Source organism: Psychromonas ingrahamii 37 (assembly GCF_000015285.1).
Lineage (GTDB): Bacteria > Pseudomonadota > Gammaproteobacteria > Enterobacterales > Psychromonadaceae > Psychromonas > Psychromonas ingrahamii.
The window spans coordinates 4455616-4468444 of sequence record NC_008709.1 but is presented as its reverse complement, the minus strand read 5'-3'; the positions used below and the strand labels follow the sequence as shown (position 1 = coordinate 4468444).

Annotated in this window: 16 protein-coding genes; 11 read left to right on the top strand and 5 right to left on the bottom strand. The window is 39.7% G+C overall.

Features of this window, described 5'->3' with window-relative positions; translation table 11 throughout:
- Window positions 1–47: 47 nt before the first annotated feature.
- Window positions 48–677: a malonate decarboxylase holo-ACP synthase gene (locus tag PING_RS18850; RefSeq protein ID WP_011771886.1), complete on the top strand. Its 630-nt coding sequence runs from the start codon at window positions 48–50 to the stop codon at window positions 675–677.
- An 18-nt stretch (window positions 678–695) separates the two neighbouring features.
- Window positions 696–1619, top strand: coding sequence for an ACP S-malonyltransferase (locus PING_RS18845; RefSeq protein WP_011771885.1), 924 nt, complete (start codon window positions 696–698; stop codon window positions 1617–1619).
- 365 nt (window positions 1620–1984) lie between these two features.
- Here PING_RS18845 and PING_RS18840 read toward each other — a convergent pair whose 3' ends face one another.
- Window positions 1985–2329: a YggL 50S ribosome-binding family protein gene (locus PING_RS18840; protein ID WP_041766716.1), complete on the bottom strand. Its 345-nt coding sequence runs from the start codon at window positions 2327–2329 to the stop codon at window positions 1985–1987.
- A 549-nt stretch (window positions 2330–2878) separates the two neighbouring features.
- Window positions 2879–3742, bottom strand: coding sequence for a YicC/YloC family endoribonuclease (locus tag PING_RS18835; protein WP_011771883.1), 864 nt, complete (start codon window positions 3740–3742; stop codon window positions 2879–2881).
- A gap of 158 nt (window positions 3743–3900) precedes the next feature.
- On the opposite strand from PING_RS18835, the gene PING_RS18830 reads away from it, so the two are divergent.
- Window positions 3901–4473, top strand: a complete 573-nt coding sequence (locus PING_RS18830) for a GTP-binding protein (protein WP_011771882.1) — start codon at window positions 3901–3903, stop codon at window positions 4471–4473.
- Here the strand turns inward: PING_RS18830 and PING_RS18825 are convergent.
- Window positions 4457–4912 carry an HIT family protein gene (locus PING_RS18825; RefSeq protein ID WP_011771881.1) on the bottom strand — a complete coding sequence of 152 codons (456 nt, stop codon included), beginning with the start codon at window positions 4910–4912 and terminating at the stop codon, window positions 4457–4459. The two genes, PING_RS18830 and PING_RS18825, sit on opposite strands and share 17 nt — an antisense overlap.
- 286 nt (window positions 4913–5198) lie before the next feature.
- Between PING_RS18825 and PING_RS18820 the strand changes: the two genes are divergently transcribed.
- The 4 genes from PING_RS18820 (at window position 5199) to PING_RS18805 (ending at window position 7879) form a co-directional block, all read left to right on the top strand.
- On the top strand, window positions 5199–5420 hold the full coding sequence (locus PING_RS18820; RefSeq protein ID WP_041766714.1) for a DUF1289 domain-containing protein: 222 nt from the start codon (window positions 5199–5201) through the stop codon (window positions 5418–5420).
- A gap of 94 nt (window positions 5421–5514) precedes the next feature.
- The gene (locus PING_RS18815) at window positions 5515–5850 is read left to right on the top strand and encodes a DUF2956 domain-containing protein (protein WP_011771880.1); all 336 of its coding nucleotides are present in this window, start codon (window positions 5515–5517) and stop codon (window positions 5848–5850) included.
- 70 nt (window positions 5851–5920) lie between these two features.
- Window positions 5921–6652, top strand: a complete 732-nt coding sequence (gene dapB / locus PING_RS18810; protein ID WP_011771879.1) for a 4-hydroxy-tetrahydrodipicolinate reductase — start codon at window positions 5921–5923, stop codon at window positions 6650–6652.
- Between the two features lie 168 nt (window positions 6653–6820).
- A complete protein-coding gene (locus PING_RS18805) occupies window positions 6821–7879 on the top strand; it encodes a glycosyltransferase family 9 protein (RefSeq protein ID WP_011771878.1) in 1059 nt (352 codons plus the stop codon).
- 64 nt (window positions 7880–7943) lie between these two features.
- Here PING_RS18805 and PING_RS18800 read toward each other — a convergent pair whose 3' ends face one another.
- The gene (locus PING_RS18800; protein ID WP_011771877.1) at window positions 7944–8366 is read right to left on the bottom strand and encodes an MAPEG family protein; all 423 of its coding nucleotides are present in this window, start codon (window positions 8364–8366) and stop codon (window positions 7944–7946) included.
- 94 nt (window positions 8367–8460) lie between these two features.
- The gene (locus PING_RS18795; RefSeq protein WP_041766712.1) at window positions 8461–8976 is read right to left on the bottom strand and encodes a GNAT family N-acetyltransferase; all 516 of its coding nucleotides are present in this window, start codon (window positions 8974–8976) and stop codon (window positions 8461–8463) included.
- 258 nt (window positions 8977–9234) lie between these two features.
- On the opposite strand from PING_RS18795, the gene PING_RS18790 reads away from it, so the two are divergent.
- The 4 genes from PING_RS18790 to PING_RS18775 all read left to right on the top strand — a co-directional run bounded on the left by PING_RS18790 (window position 9235) and on the right by PING_RS18775 (window position 12784).
- Window positions 9235–10506, top strand: coding sequence for an O-acetylhomoserine aminocarboxypropyltransferase/cysteine synthase family protein (locus tag PING_RS18790; protein ID WP_011771875.1), 1272 nt, complete (start codon window positions 9235–9237; stop codon window positions 10504–10506).
- A gap of 74 nt (window positions 10507–10580) precedes the next feature.
- A complete protein-coding gene (locus PING_RS18785; RefSeq protein ID WP_011771874.1) occupies window positions 10581–10826 on the top strand; it encodes a DUF3820 family protein in 246 nt (81 codons plus the stop codon).
- 294 nt (window positions 10827–11120) lie between these two features.
- On the top strand, window positions 11121–12053 hold the full coding sequence (gene hemC / locus PING_RS18780; protein WP_011771873.1) for a hydroxymethylbilane synthase: 933 nt from the start codon (window positions 11121–11123) through the stop codon (window positions 12051–12053).
- Complete coding sequence (locus tag PING_RS18775) at window positions 12050–12784, top strand: uroporphyrinogen-III synthase (RefSeq protein WP_011771872.1); 735 nt, start codon at window positions 12050–12052, stop codon at window positions 12782–12784. The genes hemC and PING_RS18775 overlap by 4 nt, the downstream gene beginning before the upstream one ends.
- Window positions 12785–12829 lie beyond the last annotated feature (45 nt).

Genomic DNA, 12829 nt, shown 5'->3' with positions numbered 1-12829 from the left:
TCTATTCCTTAGCGTTTATGTATTTAAACTCCAATAAGGTGCAGAGAATGCAGGTTTCACTTTATCAGCCCCATGATTTACTTTGGGTGAAAGATATTGTCATCCATCAAGAAAACCCTAACTGGTATGCAAATCATATTATAACAAGGCCAGTGGTAGTACGCAGGGCAAAGGATCACCCGCTCATTCCTGTGGGTGTACGTGGCAGTCAAAAAACACAAAGGTTAGCTTGTTGGGTTAACCGTCAGGATATTATTAAAAGCATCTCAGCGATCGAGGTTGTTAAGCGGCAATTATGGTTAAGTCAGTACGCACAACACCCCTTACAACAGTTTAAAGTGCTGCAAAAAATAGAGCTTATATTCTCGCAATTAAACTTAAGTTGGGGATTATGCGGCAGCTTGGGATTTGAATTAGCAACGGGCTTAATGGTTGCAAATGAGAACAGTGATATTGATTTGATTGTTTATATGGCAGATAAACCGCAAAATGAAAAATTAGTATTACTTTGGCAAATGTTACAAAAACTGCCTTTTAAAGCAGATCTGCAAATTGAAACACCAATTGGAGCAATTGCTTTATATGAATGGATGAATAAACCAGAAAAAATAATGGTCAAAACCAATCTGGGGCCGATTTTATGTACGGATCCCTGGTCAGCAATAACCAAAGTATAAGTGAGGGGAAGATCAGCAATGAGTCTTTTATTTACCTTTCCCGGGCAGGGTGCACAAAAACCGAACATGCTTCGAAAGCTAAATGTTAATGCGCTAACTCAGGGGGTTTTTGAACAAGCATCGGATATGCTCGGTTATAATGTCTTTGATTTGGACTCGCAAAGCGCACAAAAAAACAATAAAAATGTGCAGGTGGGACTGACGGTTTGCGCTGTTGCTTGTGTGGAATTATTAGCCAGTGAAGGTATTCAAGCGGATTATGTTCTGGGCTTATCGATCGGCGCATTCCCCGCCGCAATTGCCAGTAAAATAATGAGTTTTGAGCAGGGATTAAAGCTGGTTAGTTTACGCGGAAAACTCATGTCCGAAGCTTATCCGACCGGATATGCCATGGCCGCTATTATTGGATTGCCCCTGCATAAAATACAAGTGTTGATTCATAGTGTTAATCAAACTCACTTACCCGTGTATCTGGCGAATATCAATACGGAATACCAATACATTATTTCCGGTCCAATTAGTTCATTAGAGATTATTTGTCAGCAAGCCAGACTATTGCAAGCAAGCAGCGCTAAGCTGATGAATGTTAACGTGCCTTCTCATTGCTTGTTATTAGAAGAACAGGCGCAGTCGTTATACCAAGAAATTCAAACCGCCACCTTTGCACCCCCACAATCCACTTTTGTCAGTGCTAATGCGGCGCGAGTTATCTTCAAAGAAGATTTTATCAAAAAAGATTTAGCCTTTAATATGGCTCAACAGGTGAAGTGGTGGGAAACCGCCGCCATGCTCAATCAGAGAGGCGTTTCTATGGCTATCGAAATGGCACCGGGCAGTGTGCTGAGTAAATTATGTGCCGTCAGCATGCCCAGCACTCAATGTTTATCCATTGAAACTTCATCGCTTAATAGCATTAGGGTATTAGCGGATCGTTTAAGCTAAGAAGTTGCAGGGATTTTTAAAAGCAAAAGCTGTTCCAGTTAATGCAGTACAGTCGAAGTGTTTATAATAAAAAAGCAGTTTTTTAAAGCTTATGTTTTACTGTGCCGGGGTTAAAAAAATCTCACCTAAGGTTGAGTTCAGTTAATTGGCAGTAATGGCTGATAGCCATCCATTACTGTTTTTTAATCGCTAATTTCGACTAGGAAAAAGGGACAGAAGTTTAGCCATTTGTAATAAAAAAATTAATAAAAATGGGCGTTAAAAATGAGGACATCCAAAGCTTTTATAATTAGCTTTACCGGCAAAAAGAATGTCCTCACTTTTTTCTTTAAAGAGAGCGGCTGGCAGTCTGTTTTTTACCGAGATTAGAGGCCATAGTTAGCATCAACTAACTCACCCACCTCAACGTTTTTAATAAGTGATTTTTCCTTTAACCAATTTGATAAAGCAAGACGATCTTCTTCTGAAGCTGAGCCGTATCGATCACTTGAAGACACAAAAGTATCAAATACATCAAGCCCGCCTCCACCAGCAATCATTAAGTTTCTCGACTCAACAAAATCGACAATTTCATCCAGAAAAGGGTCTAAAACACTTTCATCAATCTCCTTAAAGCTCAATGACACTTCAAATCCATAAATTGTGTATTCGTTAACATATAACTTTTTACGAAGTCGACGGCTTCTTTTTACATTCTGATCAATCTTCATTTTATCTCTCTTGTATTTCATTTATCAGGTTACAAAATATAAAGCTGAATATCTATTTCAAGCATTAGCTTAGCTTATGATTAAACCACCTATTCTGGTTTAACACCATCATTCACTGCGTTGGCTTGTTGTCCAAGTCTTATTCAAGTCGTGTAGGGAAATAACCCTTAGGTATATTGCACTCTAGGAAGCTTTTTACCTCTGGGACTGCACCTGCAAAGCCTTTCGTCAATTCCAGTTTGCAAAGAGAGAGGAGGATCATCACTCGATACACTTTGTTCAGTTCTTTTAAGCTGGTGCTGTTTTCAATGGCGGCTAATACAAAGGGAAGGTTTACATAATAATCAGTAGTGAGTTTTCCTTATTTAGCGCTGTCACCTTTTTGGTTATTAACTTTACCTGCTAGGTGATCGGCGTATTCAAACTGATAAAGGTTTTCCTGCTGCTGATCACTAAACAAGTAATACACTGGAATCCCATAAAAACAACAAAGCCCCGATATACGGGGCTTATATTAAGATATCTAACAACCTGAAATCGGCTAAAACATTATTCTATGTTCTGCACCTGCTCGCGCATTTGTTCAATTAATACTTTGCATTCTACTGCTGCGGCGGTGATTTCACTGTTAATCACTTTTGAGCCTAGGGTATTTGCTTCACGGTTAAATTCCTGCATCATAAAGTCCAAACGACGCCCTACTGGGCCACCTTTTTTTAAGACCTTACGGCTTTCTGAAATATGTGAATCTAAACGATCCAGCTCTTCTGCCACATCGGTTTTTTGTGCCAGTATCACGAGTTCTTGTTCAACACGCGTACTGTCTAATTCCACCTTGGCATCTTCGAATTTTTTAAGAATACGTGCTTTCTGCCATACCTGCACTTCCGGCATAAATGAACGTACTTTATTTGCCTGTTCGCCGATAGCGGTTAAACGCTGCTCTATAAATGCCGCCAGGTTGGTGCCTTCAGCGGCACGTGCATCAATGAATTCATTAAGTGTCTGTTCAAAACCTACCATTAGCTCAACGGTGACGGCATCCAGATCCTGCTCAGGTGTCTGCATTACGCCAGGCCAGTTTAGAACATCAATGGCGTTAAAGGTGCCGCTGCCGGCTTTATCGAGTATCCACTGCGTATTTTGAATCACTTGCGCGGCTAATTCCTGATTCATGCTTAATGCATTGTCATTGCTGCTGCTTGCTTCAAAACGCAGGTTACATTCGATCTTCCCGCGTTGTACTCGTTTGCGGAAAATATCTTTTAAGTTAACTTCAAGACCGCGAAACTGCTCAGGAAGACGAAAATAGCTCTCTAAATAACGCTGGTTAACTGAGCGAATCTCCCACACTGCAGTGCCCCAATCACCTTTGAATTGTTTGCGCGCAAATGCTGTCATACTGTAGATCATAATTACCTCCCTGAATTTGAATAAACAGTATAACTGAGTGATCCGTAAAGATGCTACGATAACCTGTTGGCAGGGTTATTTAAGCTTGGGGGGATGACCGTTATTGTGCTTTTAATTGTTATCAGTATTGATAAATATAAATTTTCAGGAAATAGTGAATGAAAAAAGCGATCCCTTGTCATCTTATTGCGGGTTTTTTAGGCTCGGGTAAAACGACTTTTATCAAACAGTTATTAACTTATAAACCGGTCGGTGAAAAATGGGCGGTATTAGTGAATGAATCGGGCAATAATCCGTATTCCGATCAATATTACAAAACAAATAATATCTTTATTAGCGAGGTTTATGGCGGTTGTTTATGCTGCAGTGCGGGCATGCCTTTTCGGGTGGCGCTTAATAATTTAATCAAACAGGTCAGACCGGACAGGTTGTTTATCGAGCCATCGGGTGCAGGGCATTTGAGTAATATTAAGCAGTTACTTCAGGGGCCGTTTTACCAACAAGTTGTGCAGGTTAAACCCATTATCTGCATTTTATCCGAGTGGCAATTGTCGGATCAAAAATATGCTGAGAATAAAAACTATCAGGCATTGGCAGCTCAAGCCGATAAACTCTGTATTAAAAGCCACTTAAGCAATGAACAGGCAATAAAAATGGCTCGCAAATATGCACCGCCACTCTATTTTTTACAGGGAACAAAAACAGATTTAGATTTTATTGAACGGCTTTAATCTCCGGCGCGCTAAAGTGATAGCCGGTGATATTTTTGTCCAGACAAAATTGTTGCAGCTTTGTCTGAATCTCTAATACGGCATCAATCGGATACGGCGCTTTATGTTCAGTACCCCAAACAACCCCGGGCCAGCATAGATCTGTCGTGGTACGGGCAATGATATGAAGATGAATTTGCGCGACTATATTGCCGATACTGGCCACATTTAATTTATCACAAGCAAAGTTTTGGGTGATAAATTCACTGATCATATTGCTTTGTTGAGTCAGTTTTTGCTGCTCTTGTTCCGTTAACCTGTAGAGCTCCGTCTGGGCGGTATTAGGGACAATAATCATCCATAGGAAATAGCGGTTATTGAGTAATAACCATAAATAATCCTCACTCTCAGCTAATTTATAACAGTCTTTTTGTAGATTTTGGTCTAATTCAATACTCATTTTCTTCCTCTTGAACATTTTCTCATCGATTGTTGTCAAATTAGTGCCAGCTTAATTTATAAGCCTTATTATTTTTCAAGTATACCCGGATCCCGTTGATTTTAATGTGACACCTAAATTATTTGCGTCATACTGAGGAAAAAAGGATTTTAAAATCCATGATTCACTTCTCTAAAGTTGCTAGACTCACTTCTTTGATCCGTTGTAATTGGATAAGATGATTGGAAAGCAAACATTATTTGATATTTGCAGCTCTTGCTCTGATTTATAACACAAGGAAATCACGATGAAGTTTAACCCGTGCGTTGATAATTGCACTAAAGATGGTACGCATTGCGAAGGATGCGGGCGCAGCCATCAGGAAATTCAATCCATGTCTGCGATTGGTGTGCAATTACTTAATCACCTGATTGAATATGATTATGATGATCCGGAGGTATTCGTCGAGATTGTCAGTAATAAAGCATTAAAGCGGCTTCGCAAGCATCAACAAAAAAAGTGTAAATAATATGGCTAAAAATAATCCGGAGGTATTCGTCGAGATTGCCAGTAATAAAGTATGACAGTGGCTTCGCAAGCATCAACAAAAAAGTGTAAATAATATGGCTAAAAATAATCCGAAAACTATTTCTCCAGAAACACAAAATGAAGCAATGCAGTTTGCCAAAAAGACCAATAAGCCGGGGCAAAGTAAAGAACAAACGCGCTTAATTGCCTTAGGTATTCAAAAAGGTATCGCTGAATATAAAAAAAATGTTAAAAGTAAACAGCGTGAAGCCGATAAAGCCAGTAAAAGAAGGAAAAGTCAGCAAACACCCGCAACAGAAGAAGTACAATCACCCGTTGTCACAAAGTCTCGTTATAATATTTTACCTTGGGGTTTGTTGCTGCTTAGTTGGGCTGCGATGGCGGCCTATTTTATAACAAAGGTTAACTAAAACGCTGTTGTTAAAAAATTAATTAGATTCTACAGATACAATTTATACTAGAAATAGTAAGGAAATAAAAATGGTCACAGTTATCGTAAATGGTGCAAAAGGGCGTATGGGCAGTGAAGCTGTTAATGCGATAAATAACGACCCGGCACTGCAATTGGTTGGGCAGTGTGATGTTGGTGATGACTTAACCCAGCTTATTATTGCGTCTGGTGCACAGGTGGTGGTTGATTTGACTGCGGCTTCTGCTGGTTTTAATAATACCAAAACTATTTTAAATGCAGGTGCTCGGCCTGTTGTTGGTACAAGTGGCTTTCAAGTTGAACAAGTAAAAGAACTGCAGGCATTAGCGGCGGAGAAAAAATTAGGTGGTTTAATTGCGCCTAATTTCTCCGTGGGGGCTGTATTGATGATGAAATTTGCAGCAGAAGCGGCCAAATATCTACCTGATGCTGAAATTATCGAAGCGCACAGTACGCAAAAAGAGGAAAGCCCTTCTGGTACAGGTATCCGCACCGCAGAGTTAATTGCACAAGCGCGCATTAAAAACGCGACGGCTTTTAATGATACAGAGCTACTCGAGGGTGCTCGCGGGGCCGAGTTACATGGTGTGAAAATACATTCTATACGCTTACCCGGGGTGGTCGCACAACAAACGGTTTTCTTTGGCGGTTTAAGTGAAACCTTAAAGATTGAGCATAACTCGTTGCATCGGGAGTCATTTATGCCGGGTATTTGTCTGGCTTGTAAGCAGGTCGTAAAGCGTAATGAATTAGTTTACGGCTTAGAGCATTTGATGGATTAAGCTTGTTTATCTGAGATATTCATAGGCTTATTTCAGTCAATTAATTGCGGTTAATGCACGGTAGAGCGTTATAAATCAAACTGTTATCATTGTTTTCGATCATATCAACCGGATATGCACGTTACTAATTGATATAACCGTGGTTATCTCCCTAAATAGAGTTAAAAAATGACCTTAAAACACCAATTGAGAAAGTTTGATCAATTTCGCCGCAGTAAAATGCCCAACCTTGAAACAGCGTTTTATCACCTTTTCAGTAATACAGCGAATTTAGAAAAGCATAAGCTCACAAAAGATAAAGTAAAACATATTCTCCTGATTCGTAATAATAAGCGTATTGGCAATATCTACTTTTTATTACCTTTTGTCCGCCAGCTTCGTGATGCTTATCCCGATGCAAAAATCGATATAATGCTTAATGAACCATGGCAAAGTAATATTTTTAATAATTTAGAAATCAATCATTTCTATTATTCCCACTTTTCGTTTCAGGGAATTTTTAAATTTTTAAAAATGATGAAAACACTACGGAAAATCACTTACGATATGATTTTGCTTCCTCAGACTTCCGCTGGCGATACTATTATAACGGCACTCTTAGATGGACGAAATAAAGTTTCAAGCTATCATCCCCAGCGTAACTTAATTTGTATGCATGCCGTCCGCATAGAGAACCCGAGAGAGCATGCCGCTCTTGGCTGTTTATCTGTTTTAGAGGGCTTAGGTCATACCCTTGTTGAGCCTTTTTTGCATACTTTAGCCTTTACCAAAGAAGAGCTGGATAGCGGATTGCAAGTCAGTCGGAATTTGCGCAATAATCAGGCGCGTTTAACTATTGCCTATTTTAGAGGTGCGCGCGGGGATAAATTATTATCTGACAAGACCTGGTTAACTATTTTATCAAAATTTGAAAGAGCGACAAATCAACAGGTTCAGTGGGTAGAGATATTAAGTCCGGATATTAGCAGTCCAATAAAAACGGGCGTAAAAACCTTTCAGACTGCCGATCTGCGTCACTTAGCTGCTGTGCTTAAGCATTTAGATGCTTTTATCTGCTGTGACACCGGGCCGCTGCATTTAGCGGACGCGGCAGGAGCAAGCTGTATTGGTTTATACAGCCACACTAATCCAAGTAGTTTTGGGGTCATTGGTGAAAATACGATTAACGTTGCGGATATAGAAAATCTGGATGCACAGGCAATAGGCAAAAAATTAAATCTTTTTTAGTGGCATTCGCACCTGAAGATTAATTATCTGCCTGTTGTTGTACTGATGCCGGTGGTTTTTAACCCTAATCGACCAACTTTATAAATATCAGTATTAATAATAGGATATTGGCAAATAACCCAAGCAGGTAAAAGTAAGAGCGCGGGCTTGGGTTTTTTTCCGTAGCGATAAGATAGTACAATATCATATGTATGATACGTGCGAGGGCATAAACCCAGACAGTCAGCGCGGTCCAAAATGGATCAACGTTGATTAAAATAGCTAAAAAAGCACTGCCAAGAAAAACACTGATATTTTCTAAAGAGTTTTCCATAGTGCGATTAGCACGGTAGGCAAAGCTCTCATGCCCAAGTGAAGGATCTATTTTACCCGGAATATGATTAGGTAATCTCGATTTGCTAATATTTGCGACAAAAGACTGCCCCACTAGGGTCAGCAAAACCACAAGTAAGCCACTAAATGCTAAATCGTACACTGTAAAATCCATCGAATCCTCTCATTTTTTATCCGTTGTGTTTAAAAGAATAGTATCATAATCATTTAGTTAGCAGTTGCTCCCTTTTCAGAATAGCAGCATTTGTCTATAGATCTTTCTGCAGTAGTAAATCAGTTTGAATATCACCGGCCATATTAAAGGGGTGGGTGCCTATTTTATAAAATCCCATTTTTTTATAAAAGTGTAATGCAGGAATGTTATTTTCCCAAACTCCTAACCAGATAAACTCTTTATTCTCTTGCCGGGCTAAATCACAAGTAAAATTCATCAACTGTTTACCTAATCCTTTACGTAAAAAAGACTTCCGAATATAAAAACGTTCAATCTCTAATGCATGATAATCCTTAATATCTGTTTGTGCGCTCATGACATTTACTTTTAAAAAACCAGCCACTTTTTTTGCAACGTAGATAAAATAGAAAGTACTGTTGGGATGATTCAGTTCTGCCTGCAGTTTTTCTTTATTTAAGGCATCCTGAAAATAGTGTGTCATTAATGTTTCACTGTTGCTGTTTGAAAATGTATCCCGATAGGTTTCAATTGAGATAGCACGTAATAAATCCAGCTGATTTTTTTTACAAATTTTAATATTGTCTGGCATTGTTCTCATCCGGTTTTTAATTTATAGCAATCCGCATAATTAATATGATTAATATTAAAGGTATTTATTGCTGAGTCATATGCATATTTAAAAATCATGACTGCTAATAAGCAATGTCTGACCAACCTCTGATTTTTTGTTTTTAGCTATTTCTATCTGTGATAAATGCATAAAAAGGCTGTTTATTGGACATTAACAGTGCTATTTTTGAACGGTTTTATTAGGGTATACATTCATTATTTTTTAATAGGCGTATTTATGAAATTAGAATCTCTCGCGTTACACTGTGGTTATGAGTCTGAAGCCACTACCAAAGCTGCAGCTGTGCCAATTTATCTAACCACTTCCTATACTTTTGATGATACCCAGCACGGTGCAGATCTGTTTGATTTAAAGGTTCCCGGTAATATTTATACGCGTATTATGAATCCTACCACGGATGTACTGGAAAAACGGATCGCAGCGATGGAGGGCGGGATCGGCGCACTGGCCGTGGCATCAGGGATGTCAGCAATCACTTATGCGATACAATGTATATGCGAAGTTGGTACTAACATTGTGAGCAGCAGTCAACTCTATGGCGGCACTTATAACCTCTTCGCCCACTCATTGCCTAAGCAGGGTATCGAAGCCCGAATGGTCAACTTTGATGATTATCAGGGCTTTGAGGATGCAATAGATGAAAATACGCGGGCGGTTTTTTGTGAATCAATTGGTAACCCTGCCGGTAATATTGTTGATCTTGAAAAGTTGGCTGAGATTGCCCATCGTCACGGTGTCCCTCTGATTGTGGATAATACCGTTGCTACACCGGTATTATGTCGTCCCTTTGAGTTTGGTGCTGATATTGTGGTGCATTCACTGACGAAATATATCGGCGGTCACGGTACCTGTATTGGCGGTATTATTGTTGATTCAGGTAAGTTTGACTGGGTCGCAAATAAAAAGCGCTTTGCTATTTTAAATGAACCGGATCCTTCTTATCATGGTGTTGTTTATACCGAAGCATTAGGTGCTGCAGCTTATATTGGACGTTGCCGTGTTGTACCGTTGCGTAATACCGGCGCAGCGATTTCACCAATGAATTCGTTTCAAATTATGCAGGGTTTAGAAACCTTGTGTTTACGCATGGAGCGGCACTGTGAAAATGCTGAGAAATTAGCAGCTTACCTCAGTACACATGAAAAAGTTGAGTGGGTTAACTACGCCGCACTTAAAAGCAGCCCTTATTATTCAATCTGTCAAAAAATATGTGGCGGTAAGGCTTCTGGTATTTTAAGCTTTGGTATTAAAGGCGGCGCAGTATCAGGCGGTCAATTTATTGATGCGCTGGAGATGATTCTACGCTTAGTTAATATAGGTGATGCTAAGTCGTTAGCCTGTCACCCGGCTTCAACAACGCATCGCCAGCTGAATCCCGATGAACTAAAAGCGACGGGTGTCAGTGAAGATTTGGTCCGTATTTCTGTGGGTATTGAAAACATCGATGATATTATTGCCGATGTTGAGCAAGCCTTAGCAAAAGTGTAAAAACAACTAAGCCGGTATAGCAGCCAATAAATGGTGACAAGCATATCGGCTACGATTTTTAAGAGGCAGTATTATTGTTAGATGATCCCAAAGTGCTCAGTGAAGCAATCAATCAAGTGATGCCCTTTGGTAAATATGCGGGGCGTAAGCTGATTTATCTGCCGGAGCCTTATTTAGTCTGGTTTAATAGCAAAGGTTTTCCTGAAGGAAAACTGGGGCGGCAGTTAGCTTTGATCTATGAAATAAAATTAAACGGGCTGGAAAAAATGTTAGCTCCTTTAGTTAAAGCTGGTGGTTTTGATCATAAAAGCTATCGCTAGGTTATTGTTTTTGTAACAATCTTTTTCACTTTTTTTTTAACGGCTTAGCTTAGATATTTCAATTTTAAGCAAACTTCGATGCATATTGTCATAATAACAGTGCGCATCAATATTGGCGGTTAAAATAAAGGTTGATATCATTTTTTGATTCGCAATGACTATCTATTACTCCATCACCCGCCAGGCGACCATTCATTTTTCCCCCAGATGGGCATTTTTGTGTAAATCCGCATGCTTATTAAGCTTATCTTTGATAGCATCAAAGGATTATTTTATTCACGAGAAAATGCATAAATGACTGCTCAAAAAATTCGTATTGCGACTCGCCATAGCCCTCTGGCTATGTGGCAAGCTAACTTTATTAAATCAGAACTTTTAAAATATCACCCGAATCTAATCGTTGAACTTTTACCGATGAAAACTAAAGGCGATATAATATTAGATACGCCTTTAGCTAAAGTGGGCGGAAAAGGTCTTTTTGTTAAAGAGTTAGAAGTTGCCATATTAGAAGGGCGAGCAGATATCGCGGTACATTCGATAAAGGATGTGCCTGTTGATTTCCCCGAGGGATTAGGGTTAACAACTATTTGTAAACGAGAAGATCCCCATGATGCTTTTGTGTCCAATCATTATAAACAGTTAGATGAGCTACCAGAAGGTGCAATAGTGGGGACCTGCAGCCTGCGCCGTCAATGTCAGATTCTAGCTTTACGCCCGGACATTATTATTAAAAATCTGCGTGGTAATGTGAATACACGTTTACGTAAGTTAGATGAGGGTGAATACGATGCTATTATTTTAGCCGCAGCGGGTTTAATGCGTTTAGAAATGCAACATAGAATCACCTCTTTGATCGCACCTGAGGTTAGCCTTCCCGCTGTAGGGCAAGGCGCAGTCGGAATTGAATGCCGTTTAGATGACGAGCAGACTATCACCTTATTGAAACCACTTGAAGATCCAGAAACGCGCATAAGAATAACGGCTGAACGAGCAATGAATCTCAAATTGCAGGGCGGTTGTCAGGTGCCTATTGGGAGCTTTGCCATACTTGAAAATGAACAACTATTTTTGCGCGGTTTAGTTGGCAGTGTAGATGGGAAACAGATTATCCGCAAAGAAATAACTGGCCATCAGAATGATGCGCAGCAATTAGGCATTACCCTTGCTGAGCAATTATTAGCCTGCGGCGCAGAAGAAATTCTTGCTGAAGTTTATAAAAACCAATGAAAGAAGCGCGCTTATTAGTGACACGTTTTGCACCTCATGCACAACGCTTAGTGAATTTACTCAATGCGCAGGGGACGGTTGCCTTTGCGCAACCCTTATTGGCACTTCAGAAAACAACAGAATTTAACCATGCAAGTAAAGTGTTGGCAAAAAATTATGATTATATTATCGCGGTAAGTCCCAATGCGGTTGACTATACCCAGAAGGCTCTGGCGGGTATCAACTGGCCGCAGACTGAATATTTAGCTGTTGGATTAGCGACTCAGGCTAAGCTAAAAGCAGCAACCACGCAGAATGTCGTTGTGCCTGAAAAATGCTTTGATAGTGAAGGGTTACTTGATTTACCCTTATTACTGAATTTACAGGGTAAGCATATCCTTATTTTACGCGGAGTCGGCGGCCGTGAGTTACTCTGTGACACCTTAAGACAACGCGGGGCAATCGTTGATTATTATCAGCCTTATCAACGTGTTGCTATTGTACTGTGTGGGAAAGCTTTAATAAAAGAATGGCAACAACAAAATATTAATGGTGCTATTATCAGTAGTATTGAATTGCTGGAAAGATTAATGTCTGTTGTGCCGCTTGCCGCGCATGAATGGTTGAAGGAGCTTACTATTTATGCCCCAAGTGAGCGTATACTCGATCAGGCAAAGCGTTGGGGCTGGTCAAATACAAAAGTACTTCCCGGAATGTCTGATCAGCAAGTGATTGATTATTTTAAACATTAGTAAAAAAAGATAGTCATGTATATTAGTAATTAAACCTTTTTGACT